Here is a 17,214-nt window from a genome sequence, read left to right on the forward strand (position 1 = left end):
GGATGAACACAATACGAAGTCAGTGGAAAGACATCGTAACAAGTAAAAAATTATTGATTCCCATCATTGCCATTTTGTTTGTCCCGCTTATTTACAGCGGCGTATTCTTAAAGGCTTATTGGGACCCGTACGGCACAGTTGACCAGCTGCCTGTCGTTGTCGTCAACCAAGACAAGGGAGCAACGTATGAAGGAGAAAAACTTCAAATCGGTGATGATCTGGTCAAAGAATTAAAGGATAATAACAACTTTGATTGGCATTTTTCCAATGATCTCGACCAATCGTTAAAGGACTTATTGAATCAAAAATATTATTTAGTTGTCGAGATTCCTGAGGATTTTTCTAAGAATGCCAGCACTGTATTAGACAAAAATCCGAAAAAATTGGATCTGAAATACCATACAAATGCAGGGTCCAACTATGTAGGGGCAACGATCGGCGAAAAAGCAATTGATAAACTGAAAGCCTCTGTTTCAAAAGAAGTGACCGAGCAATATACGAAAGTTATTTTTGATAACTTTAAAGATATCGCAAAAGGTTTGAGCGACGCGAGCAGCGGCGCGAAAAAAATTGATGACGGCACAAAGGATGCGAAAAACGGAAGCGCCCAGCTGAAAGAAAATCTGGCGAAGCTGAAGGAAAGCACCGCTACCATCAGTGACAAAACAGCGCAGCTTGCAGATGGAGCGGCTCAGGTGACGAGCGGCATCCAATCACTTGACAGCTCGCTTGGGAAATTCCAGGACAGCAGCAACCAGATTTATGATAAATCTAGTCAGCTTGCAGCAGGATCAGGCGAGCTGACAAGCAAGATGAATGAACTTCTTGCCGGACTTCAAAAGGTGCAGAAGGGTACGCCTAATCTGACTAACGGGCTGGATCAGCTCAACAGTAAAGCCCAAGAAGGTTCTGAGAAAGCAGCAAAAGCGGAAAAGCTCATTAATGCGCTCGATTTAACGAAGCTTGAAACAGCTGTAAACAATCTGGAAAAGTCAGAAACTGCAATGAAGGAATTCAAAAAACAGCTGACTGACTTTGAAAACAGTTTGAAAAACCGTGATCAGACATTTAAAAATGTCATCAATTCGAGTGATTTCTTAACAGCAGAGCAAAAAAGCCAGCTGATTAATTCTGTTGAGAAAAAGCTTTCGCAAGTTGATGCGCCTGATTTTGATCAAATATTAAGCCAGCTACCTGCAGCTGATCAGCTGCCTGACATCGCAACGATAAAAAGCTCTCTTGAAGACGTGAAAGCGCAGGTGGCGCAGGTGAAAGCCATGCCGGAAGCTACATCTAAGCTTTATAACGGCGCAAAAACAATCCAAGATGCAATTGACAGATTAACTGAGGGAGCTGATAAGATATACAATGGTTCACAGAAGCTGACAGATGGCCAAACTAAACTGACAGCGGGCATCGGTGAATATAATAAGCAGTTCGCAAAAGCAAAAGCGGGCTCAGAGCAATTGGTGACAGGAAGCAGCCAAGTATCAGGCGGATTGTTTAAGCTGTTAGACGGGTCTAAACAGGTCCAAAGCGGATCATCAAAACTTGCAGACGGATCTGCATCACTTGATACAGGTTTAGGCAAGCTGTTGGACGGCACAGGAGAGTTGTCTAGTAAGCTGAAGGATGCGGCTGACCAAACAGGAGATATCGATGCTGATGATCAAACATATGGCATGTTTGCAGATCCGGTTAAAACCAAAGATGATGCCATTCATTCCGTTCCTAACTACGGTACAGGGCTGACACCTTATATCCTGTCAATGGGCTTATATGTCGGCGGCATCATGCTGACGGTTGTCTTCCCGCTGAAGGAAGCGTCAGGACGTCCGAGAAACGGTTTTGAGTGGTTCTTCAGCAAATTCAATGTCATGATGCTTGTAGGAATCATTCAATCATTGATTGTGGCGACGGTTCTTCTATTGGGAATTGGTCTCGAGGTAGAGAGCACGTGGAGATTTTACGTGTTTACGATCATTACGAGTCTAGCTTTCCTGGCGATGATTCAATTTTTGGCTACAACGATGGGCAACCCTGGACGTTTTATCGCAGTCATTATTTTAGTGCTGCAGCTGGGAGCGAGCGGAGGAACCTTCCCGCTTGAATTGCTTCCGAATTTCTATCAAGTCATCCATGGCGCATTGCCGATGACCTACAGCATTAACGGATTCAGAGCAGTCATTTCAAACGGTGACTTTGGCTACATGTGGCAGATGGCCGGCGTCTTAATCGGCATCGCCCTCGTCATGATTGCACTAAGCATTACTTACTTTACAATGTTAAGCCGGAAGGAAGAATCATCAGAAGAACAGCCGGCTTCATAAAGAAAAAGAACTTGTTTCCTTGGAAACAAGTTCTTTTTTTGTTACATTCCCCATTTAATAAGCAATCCTGTATAGGTTAATCCGCCGCCAAACCCGAAAAGCAAAACGATTTGATCTTTTTTCAGCTTCCCGGCTTTCACTGCGAGATCGAGCGCCAAAACAATTGAAACCGAAGACGTGTTTCCGTAGTGCTCAACACTAGTGAGCGTTTTTTCAATCGGGAACGGTGTTTTTTCACAAATTGACTCGATCATGCGCAAGTTGGCGCTGTGAGGAACAAACCAATCGAGATCATCAGAGCTGAGTCCTGCTTTATGTAAAAGCCGTTCAAATTCGCCAGGGACGGTTCGTGCGGCCCATTTATATACCTCGCGTCCGTTTTGCACCATTTTTCCAGAACCGACAAGCTGCACACCGTTTATTTCATTTCGCAGTCCGGCACGATACAAAATATCGCCGCCGTTCCCGCTTGTTCCTTGTACAGACGCAAGAAATCCCGGCGTCTCTTCATCTCGTTCCACTAACAGCGCACCCGCGGCATCGCCGAACAGAACGCATGTCGTTCGATCGGTATAATCCGTTACCTTTGATAACGTCTCTCCGGCGATCACGAGAATTTTTTGATGAAGGCCAGATGTGATCAATCCATTTGCCAAATGGAGGCCGTAAGTCAGCCCGGCGCATGTCGCATTAATATCCAGCGCGCCGGTGCTTTCCCAGCCGAAATATTCCTGTACGCGGCATGCCGTACTCGGAAAGGCGTAATCGGATGTGGTTGTGGCAACGAGGATCATATCGACATCATCAAGTGTTCCTTTATAACGGCTCTTGAGATTCTTCACAGCTTCTATGCATAAATCAGAGGTAAATTGATGTTCATCCGCAATCCGGCGTTCTCTCATTCCTGTGCGCTGAACGATCCATTCATCAGAGGTATCAACGATCTTTTCTAAATCTGCATTGGTTAAGCGTCTGCTCGGCGCATAGGTGCCGATAGCTGTAATTTTTGCTTTTGACATATGAATCACTCCTTATGGTCAGATTATAACACTAGATATTAGTATCTGGTACTAAAAAAAGAAGGTTTTTTTACAAAAAAAGAGAAGTGTAGAATAGGGAATCTATGAAAAAGAAAAAGGAGGCTGAAAAATGGTCAGTCAAGAAGCAGTAGTCTTTTTGGCATTATCCGGGGCTATTGCATTTCTGTTGCCAATCGGGCTGATTGTATGGTTTAAGCGAAAGTATGGCGCCTCGCTTAAAGTGTTTTTTATTGGCGCTCTCACGTTTCTTGTCTTCGCTCAGCTGCTGGAAGGCGGCGTTCATGTTTATGTACTGCAAGTGAATGAAATGACGAAAGAAGCGATGCAACATCCATTATGGTATGGCATTTACGGCTGCTTGATGGCCGGAATTTTTGAGGAGTGCGGAAGGTATATGATGATGCGATTTTTTATGAAGCGCCATCATACCTGGGCGGATGGTCTGGCTTTCGGGGCAGGCCATGGCGGGCTTGAAGCCATCCTGATTACAGGCTTGTCCTCTATCTCACTTATTGTATACGCATTTGCAATCAATAGCGGGACGTTTGAACAGCTTTTGGTCAATGGCGACGTCAAACAGGCGCTTTTGCCGATACAGGAGCAGCTGCTGCATACTCCTTCGTATGAATGGATGCTGGGCGGAATAGAAAGAATCAGTGCCATTGCCGTCCAAATTGGGCTGTCTCTGCTTGTTTTGTACGCGGTTAAAAGCCGCCGGCCGCTGTTTTTGTTGTATTCTATTCTTTTACATGCACTGTTTAATGTACCGGCGGTTTTATATCAGAGAGGAATCATAGAGCATGCTGCTGCTGTTGAAATCATTGTTGCTCTTATAGCGGCTTTATCAGTTTATTGGATTGTAAAAGCAAAAAGGGTGTTTCAATAAAAGGTCCAAGCAGCAGCAATGCCCGCTTGGAAAAATGTGAATGGAAATATTCATTAAGCATGGGTCATCAGAATATTTCTGATTCAGTCTTTAGCAATGACAGCAAGAATGTCTGTGTTTTTTACAAGAGAAACAATGGTGTTTCTTTTTCTTCTTCTTCTCGCAAGGGTCATGGCATTCTTTCTTTTTCTTGCAATGGTCGTGGAAATCTTTATCGAACCACTCGTCAAAGAACCAAAAATCATCGAACCAATCGTGACAACGACATTTCTGTTCATGTGAATGACGACAGCACATAGATATCCCTCCTCTTCCCATGCTCTCTACAGCATATGAGAGATTGATAGGAAAAGATTGGACGGGTCCCTCGGGAAAAGAGTATATTTTAAGTAGAAAATAAAAGGAGGAATGCCCTATGACGTCCGTACGTAAAACGATGGAGCTCATTAAAGAACTTGTATCGATCCCAAGCCCGACAGGAAATACATATGAGGTGATCAATTATATTGAAAGCCTTTTAAAAGAATGGAAGGTAGAAACGGTTCGGAACCACAAGGGCGGCTTAATTGCAACGCTTCCAGGACGCGACACATCCCGGCATCGTATGCTGACAGCGCACGTTGACACCCTCGGCGCTATGGTGAAGGAGATTAAAGCGGACGGCCGGCTGAAAATCGACTTAATCGGCGGGTTTCGCTACAACTCGATTGAGGGGGAGTATTGCCAAATTGAAACCGCCTCGGGAAAAACGTACACAGGCACAATTTTAATGCATCAAACGTCTGTGCACGTATACAAAGACGCGGGAAAGGCTGAGCGGAATCAAGAGAATATGGAGATCCGCCTAGATGAACCTGTTCACTGCCGGAAAGATACGGAGGAGCTTGGCGTTGGCGTCGGAGACTTTGTGTCGTTTGATCCACGTGTCGAGATCACATCAAGCGGATTTATTAAATCGCGCCATTTGGATGACAAAGCAAGCGTCGCCTTATTGCTCCGCTTAATTCATCAAATTCAAACAGAAGACATTGAGCTGCCGTATACAACCCATTTTCTTATTTCCAATAATGAAGAAATCGGTTACGGCGGAAATTCGAATATTCCTCCTGAAACAGTTGAATATTTGGCGGTTGATATGGGGGCTATCGGTGACGGGCAGGCGACTGATGAATATTCAGTATCAATCTGTGTGAAGGATGCGAGCGGGCCGTATCATTATCAGCTCAGAAAGCATTTAGTTCAATTAGCCGAGAAGCATCATATCGACTATAAGCTTGATATCTATCCGTACTACGGGTCTGATGCGTCAGCAGCGATCAAATCCGGGCATGATATTGTGCATGGCCTCATAGGGCCGGGAATTGATGCTTCCCATGCATTTGAACGCACCCATAAATCATCTCTTCGCCATACCGCTAAGCTTCTGTATTACTATGTACAGTCACCAATGGTATAAGGGGGAGGACCAATGAAGATTTATAAGCTGAAAAGCACATTCGGCTGGGAAGGTGATGACGGGTTGGGAGAACAGCTGATTCAGCAGATCCTTGCCGGAGAAAAAACCGCCACGTGTGCGCCGAAATCATTGTATTCAAAAGATGAATTGAGGGACGTTTATCAAACAGCGGGTCAGCTTGTTACCGTTTATGATAAACATGACAATCCAAGATGCAATATAAAAGTAACAGATGTCTTTGAAACCACCTTTGGTGCGCCTGATATGAGGTTAGTCAAAGGAGAGGGCAATGGAGACCGAATTGAGGAGTTTCAAGAGGATCATCAGATGGCATGGGCGGAACTGATCAAAAGCGGTGAACTGGAGCTGAATGAGGATACTGTTTTGATTACAGAGCTGTTTGTGCTTGTTAAAGATTAAAAAAACCTGCGGGGCAAGAACCCCGCAGGCTTTTCATTAACCAGAAATGGTTGCGTTTTGTTCTGTTTTCGATTGGGACATAACAGTTTCTGCTTTCGCAGGATTAAACATGCCTTCCCATTTAGACATCACAACGGCAGCAAGCGCGTTACCAGTCAGGTTGACAACTGTACGTGCCATATCCATGATGCGGTCTACGCCGGCAATAAAGGCAAGTCCTTCAGCCGGAACGCCGATGGTGCCAAGCGTTGCAAGCAAGACAACAAAAGAAGTACCAGGCACGGCAGCCATCCCTTTAGATGTCACCATTAAGACGAGCACAAGCGTAATTTGGTGCCAAATCGTCAAATCAATGCCATATACCTGTGCTAAAAAGAGTGCGGCAATAGATTGATAGAGAACGGAACCGTCTAAGTTAAACGTGTAACCGATCGGAATGACAAATGAAACAATGCCTTTCGGACATCCGATTTTCTCCATTTTTTCCATGATACGCGGAAGAACCGTTTCAGAGCTGGACGTACTGAACGCCAGTAAGATCTCGTCCTTCATGTAAGCAAGAAACTTGAAGATACTGATGCCGGCAATTTTTGCGACAATCCCGAAAATAACAATTAAGAAGAAAGCAAGCGCGACATAAACCAATCCGACGAGCTTTCCGAGAGAGATAAGAGAACCGAGTCCGAATTTAGACACAGTCACACCGATAAGAGCGAAAACGCCGAATGGCGCCACTTTCATCACAAGGTTTACAACGTGGAACATGGCATGGGATACACCTTCAAAAAAGGCTAATACAGGCTTGCCTCTTTCACCGATCGCGGAAATACCCAATGCAAATAGTACTGTAAAGCAGATGATGGCTAGAAGATCCCCTTCGACCAATGACTGGAAGAAGTTTGTCGGCACAATATGGAGGAACGTTTCCGCCACTGATTTATTACTTTGTTCTTTTTCAGTTTCAACATATTGACTGATGTCCGATTTTTGAGCTTCGTGTATATTAACTCCTGTACCCGGATGGAAGATGTTTGCAAGGGCTAGTCCGAGAATAATGGCAAAAGTCGTGATGATCTCGAAGTACAGAATCGTTCTGAAGCCTAATTTACCGACTTGCTTTCCATTTCCTGCACCGGCTACACCGATGATTAAGCTGGAGACAACAATAGGAATCACTATCATTTTGATTAAGCGTAAAAAGAGATCCCCGATTGGCTGCAGGTAAGTAGGCAATGCTGGGTTGCCATACCAAATGACGCCAACAATGACACCTAGAATAAGTCCAACGAATATTTGTGTGGCTAATCCAAACTTAATTCTTTTCATAGATTACCTCCCAAAAAACAAAGTATCAACATATATCATGAATAGACATATATTTAATCTCACTATTAGATCAAATTATAATAGATAAGAAATCAATTCGTCTATAGTAAATTATATTTCGAAAATAAAGAATATTCAATGACATAATGATAATCACCAGAATTATCTAAAAACAGGTGAGCTTTGACCTAACCTGACTATTATTTCAAAATTAAGAGATATGTGAAAAAATAAGAAAATCCCACGCGTAAGGCACGGGATTTTCGCTCATTACAAATCGTTTACTTTTATACAGTCATTGCAGATATTACCATAGCACTCATGCTGCTCTTCTATCTTTTTTCCGCATTCCGCACACTTTTTCGAAGGCAGGTTTCTAAAAAATTCTGTGATTTTCCCCAGCATAACCAATCCCTCTTTCCCCTTTGTAGTGATTTCATTGTAATATAACAGATTGAAAAAATCAATAACTGTTTTGATACAATGTTTAAAACATGCTTTTTTCAAGAAAAATGGGTATATTGAAGGAGGATCAATTTTTTTGAAAAGATAGGAGGACATTATGAAAGTTACAGTTATCGGATGCTATGGCGGTTTTCCGGCCTCAAATGAAGCGACGTCAGGCTATTTGTTTCAATCAGGTGATTACTCTCTGCTTGTTGATTGCGGCAGTGCCGTATTGTCTAAGCTGTTCGGATATGTGCCGGCGGAAAAGCTGGATGCGGTCGTTCTGTCTCATTATCACCATGACCATATCGCTGATATCGGGCCGCTTCAATTTGCCAAGCAAGTCGGTTCGTTTCTCGGCAAAGGAGAGCATACGCTTCCGATTTACGCACATGATGCTGATATAGAACAGTTTCAAAAGCTTACATATAAAACACATACAAAAGGGATCGCCTATCAGCCGGATCAGCCGCTGACTGCCGGTCCGTTTACGATCACCTTTTTAAAAACGATTCACCCGGTGACGTGCTATGCCATGCGGATTACTGACGGCAGCCACACTGTCGTTTATACTGCTGATTCCAGCTATCAGGATTCATTTATACCGTTTTCGAAAGATGCTGATTTATTGATCTCGGAATGCAATTTTTATGCCGATCAAGACGGAACAAGTGCAGGCCATATGAACAGCCTGGAAGCCGGGCGCATTGCAAAAGAAGCGGGAGCGGGAGAACTGCTGCTGACACATTTGCCGCATTTTGGCGTGCATGACAACCTTCGCAAAGAAGCGAAAACCGTTTTTAACGGAGAAGTGAATATTGCGAAATCAGGTTTTGTGTGGGAAGGATAAAGGAGGAGCACCATGTTATTTATAGACAATCAAAATATCAATGATCCGCGGATCAATCTTGCTATCGAGGAGTACTGTGTCAAGCATTTAGACCCTGAACAGCAATATTTGCTCTTTTATGTGAATCAACCGTCTATTATCATTGGGAAAAACCAAAATACAATAGAAGAAATCAATACAAAATATGTTGAGGAAAACGGGATTATCGTCGTCCGCCGTTTATCAGGCGGGGGCGCTGTGTACCATGATCTGGGGAACTTGAACTTCAGCTTTATTACCAAGGATGACGGGGACAGCTTTCATAACTTTAAAAAATTCACTGAGCCGGTGATTCAGGCGTTACATCAGCTTGGGGTTGAAGCCGAATTAAGCGGCCGGAACGACATTGTAGTAGATGGCCGGAAAATATCCGGAAACGCTCAGTTTGCAACGAAAGGCCGTATTTTCAGCCACGGCACCCTCATGTTTGATTCAGCCATTGATCATGTTGTATCAGCATTAAAGGTGAAAAAGGATAAAATTGAATCAAAAGGCATCAAATCGATCAGAAGCCGAGTGGCAAACATCAGTGAGTTTCTCGATGATAAAATGACCACCGAAGAATTCCGCAGCCATTTGCTTCGCCATATTTTTAACACAAACGACATTGGAAACGTGCCGGAGTATAAGCTGACGGAAAAAGATTGGGAGACCATTCATCAAATTTCGAAAGAGCGCTATCAGAATTGGGATTGGAACTACGGCCGCTCGCCGAAATTTAACCTTAATCATTCGAAGCGTTATCCGGTTGGATCGATCGATTTGCGCCTGGAAGTCAAGAAAGGCAAAATCGAGGACTGCAAAATCTTCGGAGATTTCTTTGGTGTCGGTGATGTATCTGAAATTGAAAACCTGCTGGTCGGAAAACAATACGAACGCAGCGTCATCGCTGATGTGCTCGAAGGTGTGAATCTCAAGCATTACTTTGGGAACATTACGAAAGAGGATTTCCTTGATCTGATTTATTAAGGCAAAACACATCGTTTGAAAGAGCGGTTGTGTTTTTGAAATAATGGAGGCAGGAGGGATTCACATGAAAGTGTTTTTAATCGGAGCGAACGGACAAATCGGGCAAAGACTCGTCTCTTTATTCCAAGATAATCCTGATCATTCCATCAGAGCGATGGTCAGAAAAGAAGAACAGAAAGCGTCTCTTGAAGTTGCCGGTGCAGAAGCTGTGCTTGCGAATCTGGAGGGCAGTCCGGAAGAAATCGCCGCTGCGGCAAAAGGCTGTGACGCGATCATTTTCACAGCCGGTTCCGGCGGCAGCACAGGCTATGATAAAACGCTGCTGGTGGATCTTGATGGAGCGGCAAAAGCCATTGAAGCTGCGGACATTGCCGGAATCAAACGGTTTATTATGGTCAGCGCCCTGCAAGCCCATCACCGTGAAAATTGGAATGAGGCACTCAAACCTTATTATGTGGCCAAGCATTATGCTGATAAAATTCTGGTAGCGAGCGGTTTAACCTATACGATTATCCGTCCGGGAGGCCTTCGCAATGAGCCTGGAACGGGAACTGTTTCAGCAGCGAAGGATCTGGAGCGGGGATTTATTTCCCGTGATGACGTTGCAAAAACGGTCATTGCCTCTTTAGATGAGAAGAATACGGAAAATCGGGCCTTTGATCTGACAGAAGGAGATACGCCGATTGCCGAAGCATTGAAGAAACTATGACAGTACTGACACTCAGGGCTTTTTGCTCTTGAGTGTTTTTTTCTGTTTCTCTATAATGGAGGAGAAAGCTTGGCTTCAATAATGAATGACTATTCATTCACTTTAAGGGGTGGGAGAATGAATCTTGTTTCAAAATTGGAAGAAACAGCATCTGAGAAGCCCGACAGCATCGCATGCAGGTTTAAAGATCACAAGATGACGTATCAAGAGCTGAATGAACATATTCAGCGATTTGCGGACGGCCTTCAGGAAGCCGGTATGGAGAAAGGGGACCATCTAGCTTTGCTGCTTGGCAATTCGCCTGATTTTATCATCGCGTTTTTTGGCGCTTTAAAAGCTGGGATCGTGGTTGTTCCCATCAATCCGTTGTACACGCCGACAGAAATTGGTTATATGCTGACAAATGGTGATGTAAAGGCGATCGTGGGCGTTAGCCAGCTTTTGCCGCTTTATGAGAGCATGCATGAATCGCTGCCAAAGGTTGAGCTCGTCATTTTATGCCAGACGGGAGAGGCCGAGCCGGAAGCTGCGGACCCAGAGGTCAGGATGAAAATGACAACGTTTGCAAAAATATTGCGGCCGACATCTGCCGTTAAACAAAACCAAGAACCTGTCCCTGATGATACCGCGGTTATTTTATATACGTCAGGAACGACTGGAAAACCGAAAGGCGCGATGCTGACTCATCAGAATTTGTACAGCAATGCCAACGATGTCGCAGGCTATTTGGGAATGGATGAGAGGGACAATGTGGTCTGCGCTCTTCCCATGTTTCACGTGTTTTGTTTAACCGTCTGCATGAATGCACCGCTGATGAGCGGCGCAACTGTCTTGATTGAGCCTCAATTCAGTCCGGCATCTGTTTTTAAGCTTGTTAAGCAGCAGCAGGCGACCATTTTTGCCGGTGTACCTACGATGTATAATTACTTGTTTCAGCATGAAAACGGAAAGAAAGATGATTTTTCTTCCATCCGGCTGTGCATTTCGGGAGGCGCGGCCATGCCAGTCGCGTTGCTGACGGCGTTTGAAGAAAAATTCGGTGTTACCATTTTGGAAGGCTACGGGCTCTCGGAAGCATCACCCGTCACGTGCTTTAACCCGTTTGACAGGGGCAGAAAGCCGGGCTCCATAGGGACAAGTATCTTACATGTCGAAAACAAGGTCGTAGATCCGCTCGGACGCGAGCTGCCTGCTCACCAGGTCGGCGAATTGATCGTGAAAGGCCCCAATGTGATGAAGGGCTATTATAAAATGCCGATGGAAACAGAGCATGCCTTAAAAGACGGCTGGCTTTATACGGGGGACTTGGCAAGACGGGATGAGGACGGCTATTTTTACATTGTTGACCGGAAAAAAGACATGATCATTGTAGGAGGATACAATGTGTATCCGCGGGAGGTGGAGGAGGTGCTGTACAGCCATCCGGACGTCAAGGAGGGGGTTGTCATCGGCGTGCCGGACCCCCAAAGCGGGGAAGCGGTAAAGGGATATGTGGTGCCGAAACGCTCTGGGGTAACAGAAGAGGACATCATGAAGCACTGTGAAAAGCATCTGGCAAAATACAAGCGGCCTGCCGCCATTACGTTTCTTGACGATATTCCGAAAAATGCGACGGGGAAAATGCTCAGACGGGCACTGAGAGATATTTTGCCCCAATAAAATGAAAAAGCGAAGCGGTTAGCTTCGCTTTTTCATTTTCAATCCTTTGCTTCTTTTTTAATAATATTTAGCAGCGCCTTTGTATCATTTTTGCTTAATTTGTAGTATGTGCCATCCTTCAAAAAAACGGCTTGCTGGCTGCCGTCAATCCATAGTCTGAATGAGTCATACCGGTCTTTATGAAACTTGATTGCCCCTTCGTAATCAGGGGCTGATGTTTTTTCTGTCTTCACCTGTTTTCCCTGATTCATAATATCCAGCATATCTTTGACGTGCTGTCTTTTTTCAATCTCGATATCTTCCTGGCCGCTTGAAGACAGTGTGATCAAATCCGCGTCTACCGATTGATACACATCGCCTGATCGGCTGTAAAGATAGAAAAATGCTATAAACACAAGACCGATTACCACGATGGCTGCCACTATTTTTTTCATTTGCATCACTCCAAACATTGTTAGTTTTCCCAGCGATCAGGCTTTCCATGCTTAAAAGGATGGAAAAGTGCGGAACACAGCTTGGTTCTAAGAATTTGAATTTATGATTAGAATAGAAGTAACGGGTTGATGTGAGGAGTGAGGCGTTATGCGCAAGTGGATTGCGGCAGCAGGACTTGCTTACGTGCTGTACGGGCTGTTTTTTTATTGGTATTTTTTCCTGTCGGGTGATTCCGCAATACCGGAAGCCGTGAAAGGGACGCAGGCTGATCCGGCTTCTTTCATGAAGCCGTCTGAGTTGGCAGTGGCCGAGCAGTATTCGAATGTCAAGAATTTTTTATTTTTTATCGGGGTACCACTTGATTGGTTTCTGTTTTTTGTTCTGCTGGTCAGCGGTGTTTCAAAGAAAATCAAGAAATGGATGGAAGCGGCCGTGTCTTTTCGGTTTTTGCAGACCGTTGGTTTTGTCTTTGTGCTTTTGCTGATTACAACATTGGTGACGCTGCCTTTAGATTGGATAGGCTATCAAGTATCGCTTGACTATAACATTTCCACACAGACAACGGCCAGCTGGGCTAAGGATCAGGTTATCAGCTTTTGGATCAGCTTTCCAATCTTTGCGCTTTGCATTCTCGTTTTTTATTGGCTGATCAAAAGGCATGAAAAAAAATGGTGGTTATACGCCTGGCTGTTAACAGTGCCGTTTTCGCTTTTTCTGTTTTTTATTCAGCCGGTCATTATCGATCCTTTATACAATGATTTTTATCCGCTGAAAAACAAAGAGCTTGAAAGCAAAATTTTAGAGCTGGCAGATGAAGCCAATATTCCGGCTGATCATGTATATGAAGTGAACATGTCAGAAAAAACAAATGCGCTGAATGCCTATGTTACAGGAATTGGGGCCAACAAACGGATTGTATTGTGGGATACGACGCTGAACAAACTTGACGATTCAGAAATTCTGTTTATTATGGGCCATGAAATGGGCCATTATGTCATGAAGCACGTCTATATCGGACTGGCCGGCTATTTGCTCGTGTCGCTCGCTGGATTTTATGTCATTGATAAGCTTTACAAGCGGACGGTTCGCCTAACCCGCAGCATGTTTCATTTAGAAGGGCGGCATGATCTTGCGGCACTTCCGCTGTTATTGCTTTTGTTTTCTGTTTTGAGCTTTGCGGTGACGCCTTTTTCTAATGCTGTCTCGCGTTATCAGGAGAATAAGGCTGACCAGTATGGGATCGAGTTGACAGAGAACAGAGAAGCCGCTGTTAAAACGTTTCAGGATTTGGCCGTGACGGGGCTGAGCCAGGTTGATCCTCCGGTGCTTGTGAAGATTTTCAGAGGCAGCCATCCGTCGATCATGGAACGGATTCAACATGCGGAGAAAGAAGAGAATGCGTCGGAACATCAGGATGCTGACAAATAAAAAGAAGCAGGTATGGAGGAACCTGCTTCTTTTTACTATTATTGTGCAGCTGCTTGTACGTTGATTAACCCTTTTCCATAGTAGAAAGAGTTTCCAAGATATGTTGCAGTGCTTTCTAAACGATCACGGACTTGCGCGTTTGTCCAAGTCGGATGCTTAGAAAGAATTAGCGCTGCTGCTCCGGCAACGTGAGGAGTCGCCATTGACGTTCCGTTGTAAGCACCGTAAGTGCCTCCAGGAAGTGTGCTTTGGATGGACACGCCAGGAGCCATTACATCAAGCTCAGAACCTGCGCTTGAGAATGAAGCTCTTTGGTTGCTGCTGTTTACCGCACCTACCGCAATGGTAGAAGGATATTTTGCAGGGTAGCCGACTGTGCTTGTGCTGCCCGATGAACCTTCGTTTCCGGCAGCGGCAGCAACGACGATACCGCTGGAAACTGCTTTATCAACGACTGTTTTCAGAGCTGTAGATCCAGAAGGTCCGCCAAGGCTCATGTTGATAACATCCATATTGTTGGAAATAGCCCACTCAATGCCGTTAATAATCCAGCTGTATTGGCCGCTTCCTGTTGAGTCAAGAACTTTTACTGCATATAACGATGCGTTTGGCGCTACGCCCAGAACACCGATTGTGTTATTAAGAGCGGCAATCGTACCGGCTACGTGTGTGCCGTGAGAACTGCCGTCCTGGTATGGGTTTGTTTCAGAAGGTACGAAGCTTGCTCCGCCTCTGACGTTTAAGTCAGGATGAGAAGAGTCAATTCCGCTGTCGATAACAGCTACTTTTACGTTAGAGCCTGTGTAGCCTTGAGAGTGAAGAGCCGGCGCTTTAATTTGAGAAATGCCGTAAGGAACAGATTGCGCATATTCATGTGCAATATGATCTTCTTCCACATATGCAACGCTCGGATCTTGTTTCAATTCTTTTACAGCTTTTTCATCCAATGTTGCTGCGGCTGCGTTAACATACTTAAACTGCTTTTGAACCTTTCCGCCTTTTTCAGAAATAACATCCTTTTTCTTGGCGGAACTCATGGCACTCATTGTCTGTTTAAATCCAACAATGTATTTCTTTTCTGTACTGCTTTTTCCGGCAGCCTGCGCAGACATGTTGCTGAACGCCATCGTAAAGATTAACGTTAACGCAAACAACAAGCTGATCCACAATTTTTTGCTTCTCACTCTTTACCCTCTCCTTTTAAAAAATTCAGAGTAGACTTACTTAAAAGACTATTCTGTGAATTTATTGTAATAGATGGAATAATATTTTAGTAGACCCATTTTTTTGAGATGATTTTATCTCTATTTAGGTATATCATCTCTCGCTATTTCCGTAGAGACTCGAAATAACTACTTTCGTACAGAAAAGAACGAAAATAGACATGAGTAAATGTTCATTATGCTGAAATGTCATGCTTTTTTAGGTTAAATGCTCCTGAGTCCCGGCAAAATCCTGTCGAAAAAATTCGTTCAAATGACCTGCATGTGTTTCCGTGAGAACAATGGATATTATCGTGATATTTTTTCAATGCATGATGATAAAAGTATTCTGGAAAATAAACTTTACAGAAAATTCTATTAGGGATAGAAGAGGGAGGAAGAAATGAGATGAACATTCGCCAAGCAAAGACATCAGATGTGGCCGCCATTGCGCCGTTGTTTAACCAATATCGGGAATTTTATAGACAGGCATCTGATTTGCAAGGGGCAGAGGCTTTTTTGAAAGCTCGTTTGGAAAATCACGAGTCTGTTATTTTGATAGCAGAAGAAAATGGAGAATTCATAGGCTTTACCCAGCTCTATCCAACGTTTTCTTCTGTGTCAATGAAAAGGATCTACATATTAAATGACTTATTTGTCGTTCCTCAGGCGCGTACAAAGGGAGCCGGTGGCCGGCTGCTTTATGCAGGGGGGCAAAATGTTTAGCACTTCAGACTGAGCACCACAACCGGAAGGCAAGAAGCTTGTATGAGCAAAACGGCTATGAAGAGGATACCGCATTTGTCCATTATCGTCTCAATGTGCCGGCGAAGTGAAAATGGCGGCTTGATGATTTGGTTTTTTGAACGTTCTTCGGTTACGATATAAATGAAAAGGAGTGTGCCGAATGTCAACGTTATTTCAAGCATTGCAGGCAGAAAAAAATGCCGATGATGTTTCAGTCCATGTGAAAACCATATCAACAGAGGATTTGCCGAAGGATGGTGTCCTGATTAAAGTTGCTTATTCCGGCATTAATTACAAAGATGGTCTGGCCGGAAAAGCAGGAGGCAATATCGTCAGAGAGTATCCGCTTATTTTAGGCATTGATGCTGCGGGTACGGTCGTCTCTTCCAATGATCCGCGTTTTGCGGAGGGGGATGAGGTGATCGCGACAAGCTATGAGCTCGGTGTCTCCCGTGATGGCGGATTAAGTGAATACGCTTCGGTGCCTGGTGACTGGCTGGTGCCTTTGCCACAGAATCTTTCGTTAAAAGAAGCGATGGTGTACGGAACGGCGGGATTTACTGCGGCGTTATCAGTGCATCGGCTTGAACAGAACGGTCTGTCTCCGGAAAAAGGCAGCGTGCTAGTCACAGGAGCAACTGGCGGTGTCGGCGGAATTGCGGTATCGATGCTGAACAAGCGGGGCTATGATGTGGTGGCAAGCACCGGAAACCGGGAGGCGGCTGATTATTTGGAACAGCTCGGTGCAAGCGAAGTAATCAGCAGGGAAGATGTCTATGACGGAACGCTTAAGGCGCTGTCCAAGCAGCAATGGCAGGGAGCGGTTGATCCAGTCGGCGGAAAACAGCTTGCCTCGCTTTTAAGCAAAATTCAATACGGCGGATCTGTCGCGGTGAGCGGCTTAACCGGAGGAGGAGAAGTTCCGGCAACGGTGTATCCTTTTATTCTTCGCGGAGTAAGCCTGCTCGGAATCGATTCAGTATACTGTCCGATGGACGTCAGAGCCGCTGTTTGGAAGCGCATGTCTTCTGATCTCAAGCCTGATCAGCTGCTGACCATCGTAGACAGGGAAGTATCATTGGAAGAAACGCCGGGTGCGTTAAAAGATATTTTGCAAAATCGCATTCAAGGAAGAGTGATTGTGAAGCTTTAACAGGATCAGCTTGCAGAGAATGTTATTTTTCTGCAAGCTTTTTTGTGGACAGGATGATCAGCTGCTGAACTGCTGTGTCGCGAAACAAGATTTTCCTGTAAGCCGAACTTTCTCTTCT

Annotated in this window: 16 protein-coding genes and 1 pseudogene; 11 read left to right on the top strand and 6 right to left on the bottom strand. The window is 44.6% G+C overall.

The genetic code is table 11. From position 1 onward, the window contains the following. The first annotated feature begins 2 nt into the window (after positions 1-2). Positions 3-2,330, top strand: a complete 2,328-nt coding sequence (locus tag AC0OMA_RS05740; RefSeq protein WP_181218729.1) for a YhgE/Pip domain-containing protein — start codon at positions 3-5, stop codon at positions 2,328-2,330. A 41-nt stretch (positions 2,331-2,371) separates the two neighbouring features. Here AC0OMA_RS05740 and fabHB read toward each other — a convergent pair whose 3' ends face one another. Next, complete coding sequence (gene fabHB, locus AC0OMA_RS05745; protein ID WP_003233200.1) at positions 2,372-3,349, bottom strand: beta-ketoacyl-ACP synthase III FabHB; 978 nt, start codon at positions 3,347-3,349, stop codon at positions 2,372-2,374. Positions 3,350-3,479: 130 nt separating this feature from the next. Between fabHB and AC0OMA_RS05750 the strand changes: the two genes are divergently transcribed. Continuing rightward, positions 3,480-4,256, top strand: coding sequence for a YhfC family intramembrane metalloprotease (locus AC0OMA_RS05750; RefSeq protein ID WP_227057349.1), 777 nt, complete (start codon positions 3,480-3,482; stop codon positions 4,254-4,256). 83 nt (positions 4,257-4,339) lie between these two features. Here the strand turns inward: AC0OMA_RS05750 and AC0OMA_RS05755 are convergent, their stop codons facing one another. Continuing rightward, positions 4,340-4,534 carry a hypothetical protein gene (locus AC0OMA_RS05755; RefSeq protein ID WP_041517777.1) on the bottom strand — a complete coding sequence of 65 codons (195 nt, stop codon included), beginning with the start codon at positions 4,532-4,534 and terminating at the stop codon, positions 4,340-4,342. Positions 4,535-4,671: 137 nt separating this feature from the next. Between AC0OMA_RS05755 and AC0OMA_RS05760 the strand changes: the two genes are divergently transcribed. Then, positions 4,672-5,712 (top strand): M42 family metallopeptidase, encoded by a 1,041-nt coding sequence (locus AC0OMA_RS05760; protein ID WP_474221961.1) that lies wholly within the window; start codon positions 4,672-4,674, stop codon positions 5,710-5,712. Between the two features lie 12 nt (positions 5,713-5,724). Beyond that, positions 5,725-6,132, top strand: coding sequence for an ASCH domain-containing protein (locus AC0OMA_RS05765; RefSeq protein WP_047182373.1), 408 nt, complete (start codon positions 5,725-5,727; stop codon positions 6,130-6,132). Positions 6,133-6,168: 36 nt separating this feature from the next. Here the strand turns inward: AC0OMA_RS05765 and gltT are convergent, their stop codons facing one another. Beyond that, entirely contained in the window at positions 6,169-7,458 is a 1,290-nt protein-coding gene (gene gltT, locus AC0OMA_RS05770; protein ID WP_003245579.1) for a glutamate/proton symporter GltT, read from the bottom strand. Positions 7,459-7,728: 270 nt separating this feature from the next. Then, the gene (gene yhfH, locus AC0OMA_RS05775; RefSeq protein ID WP_003244802.1) at positions 7,729-7,863 is read right to left on the bottom strand and encodes a protein YhfH; all 135 of its coding nucleotides are present in this window, start codon (positions 7,861-7,863) and stop codon (positions 7,729-7,731) included. Between the two features lie 157 nt (positions 7,864-8,020). Between yhfH and AC0OMA_RS05780 the strand changes: the two genes are divergently transcribed. The 4 genes from AC0OMA_RS05780 to lcfB all read left to right on the top strand — a co-directional run bounded on the left by AC0OMA_RS05780 (position 8,021) and on the right by lcfB (position 12,131). Further along, complete coding sequence (locus AC0OMA_RS05780; RefSeq protein WP_474221962.1) at positions 8,021-8,755, top strand: MBL fold metallo-hydrolase; 735 nt, start codon at positions 8,021-8,023, stop codon at positions 8,753-8,755. Positions 8,756-8,767: 12 nt separating this feature from the next. Then, a complete protein-coding gene (gene lplJ / locus AC0OMA_RS05785; protein ID WP_014479356.1) occupies positions 8,768-9,763 on the top strand; it encodes a lipoate--protein ligase LplJ in 996 nt (331 codons plus the stop codon). A 64-nt stretch (positions 9,764-9,827) separates the two neighbouring features. Then, positions 9,828-10,472 carry an SDR family oxidoreductase gene (locus AC0OMA_RS05790; protein WP_181218733.1) on the top strand — a complete coding sequence of 215 codons (645 nt, stop codon included), beginning with the start codon at positions 9,828-9,830 and terminating at the stop codon, positions 10,470-10,472. Between the two features lie 117 nt (positions 10,473-10,589). Then, positions 10,590-12,131, top strand: coding sequence for a long-chain-fatty-acid--CoA ligase LcfB (lcfB, locus tag AC0OMA_RS05795; protein WP_181218735.1), 1,542 nt, complete (start codon positions 10,590-10,592; stop codon positions 12,129-12,131). Positions 12,132-12,169: 38 nt separating this feature from the next. Here the strand turns inward: lcfB and AC0OMA_RS05800 are convergent, their stop codons facing one another. Next, positions 12,170-12,565 carry a YhfM domain-containing protein gene (locus AC0OMA_RS05800; protein ID WP_181218736.1) on the bottom strand — a complete coding sequence of 132 codons (396 nt, stop codon included), beginning with the start codon at positions 12,563-12,565 and terminating at the stop codon, positions 12,170-12,172. Positions 12,566-12,713: 148 nt separating this feature from the next. On the opposite strand from AC0OMA_RS05800, the gene AC0OMA_RS05805 reads away from it, so the two are divergent. After that, positions 12,714-13,994 (top strand): M48 family metallopeptidase, encoded by a 1,281-nt coding sequence (locus AC0OMA_RS05805; RefSeq protein ID WP_015383266.1) that lies wholly within the window; start codon positions 12,714-12,716, stop codon positions 13,992-13,994. 38 nt (positions 13,995-14,032) lie between these two features. Here AC0OMA_RS05805 and aprE read toward each other — a convergent pair whose 3' ends face one another. Continuing rightward, the gene (gene aprE, locus AC0OMA_RS05810) at positions 14,033-15,178 is read right to left on the bottom strand and encodes a subtilisin AprE (RefSeq protein ID WP_046340224.1); all 1,146 of its coding nucleotides are present in this window, start codon (positions 15,176-15,178) and stop codon (positions 14,033-14,035) included. 426 nt (positions 15,179-15,604) lie between these two features. Here aprE and AC0OMA_RS05815 point away from each other — a divergent pair. Together AC0OMA_RS05815 and AC0OMA_RS05820 are read left to right on the top strand one after the other, a co-directional pair. Then, a pseudogene (locus AC0OMA_RS05815) lies at positions 15,605-16,032 on the top strand (N-acetyltransferase family protein). Between the two features lie 71 nt (positions 16,033-16,103). After that, a complete protein-coding gene (locus tag AC0OMA_RS05820) occupies positions 16,104-17,096 on the top strand; it encodes an NADPH:quinone oxidoreductase family protein (RefSeq protein WP_181218738.1) in 993 nt (330 codons plus the stop codon). Positions 17,097-17,214: the final 118 nt, after the last annotated feature.

The organism is Bacillus sp. AMCV2 (assembly GCF_056033925.1).

Excerpts from the sequence above, each read along its gene's own strand:
- fabHB (WP_003233200.1), bottom strand. The coding sequence starts at position 3,349 with ATGTCAAAAGCAAAAATTACAGCTATCGGCACCTATGCGCCGAGCAGA.
- AC0OMA_RS05740 (WP_181218729.1), top strand. The coding sequence starts at position 3 with ATGAACACAATACGAAGTCAGTGGAAAGACATCGTAACAAGTAAAAAA.
- yhfH (WP_003244802.1), bottom strand. The coding sequence starts at position 7,863 with ATGCTGGGGAAAATCACAGAATTTTTTAGAAACCTGCCTTCGAAAAAG.
- lplJ (WP_014479356.1), top strand. The coding sequence starts at position 8,768 with ATGTTATTTATAGACAATCAAAATATCAATGATCCGCGGATCAATCTT.
- AC0OMA_RS05790 (WP_181218733.1), top strand. The coding sequence starts at position 9,828 with ATGAAAGTGTTTTTAATCGGAGCGAACGGACAAATCGGGCAAAGACTC.
- AC0OMA_RS05780 (WP_474221962.1), top strand. The coding sequence starts at position 8,021 with ATGAAAGTTACAGTTATCGGATGCTATGGCGGTTTTCCGGCCTCAAAT.
- gltT (WP_003245579.1), bottom strand. The coding sequence starts at position 7,458 with ATGAAAAGAATTAAGTTTGGATTAGCCACACAAATATTCGTTGGACTT.
- AC0OMA_RS05820 (WP_181218738.1), top strand. The coding sequence starts at position 16,104 with ATGTCAACGTTATTTCAAGCATTGCAGGCAGAAAAAAATGCCGATGAT.
- AC0OMA_RS05750 (WP_227057349.1), top strand. The coding sequence starts at position 3,480 with ATGGTCAGTCAAGAAGCAGTAGTCTTTTTGGCATTATCCGGGGCTATT.
- AC0OMA_RS05805 (WP_015383266.1), top strand. The coding sequence starts at position 12,714 with ATGCGCAAGTGGATTGCGGCAGCAGGACTTGCTTACGTGCTGTACGGG.
- lcfB (WP_181218735.1), top strand. The coding sequence starts at position 10,590 with ATGAATCTTGTTTCAAAATTGGAAGAAACAGCATCTGAGAAGCCCGAC.
- AC0OMA_RS05800 (WP_181218736.1), bottom strand. The coding sequence starts at position 12,565 with ATGAAAAAAATAGTGGCAGCCATCGTGGTAATCGGTCTTGTGTTTATA.
- AC0OMA_RS05755 (WP_041517777.1), bottom strand. The coding sequence starts at position 4,534 with ATGAACAGAAATGTCGTTGTCACGATTGGTTCGATGATTTTTGGTTCT.
- AC0OMA_RS05765 (WP_047182373.1), top strand. The coding sequence starts at position 5,725 with ATGAAGATTTATAAGCTGAAAAGCACATTCGGCTGGGAAGGTGATGAC.
- AC0OMA_RS05760 (WP_474221961.1), top strand. The coding sequence starts at position 4,672 with ATGACGTCCGTACGTAAAACGATGGAGCTCATTAAAGAACTTGTATCG.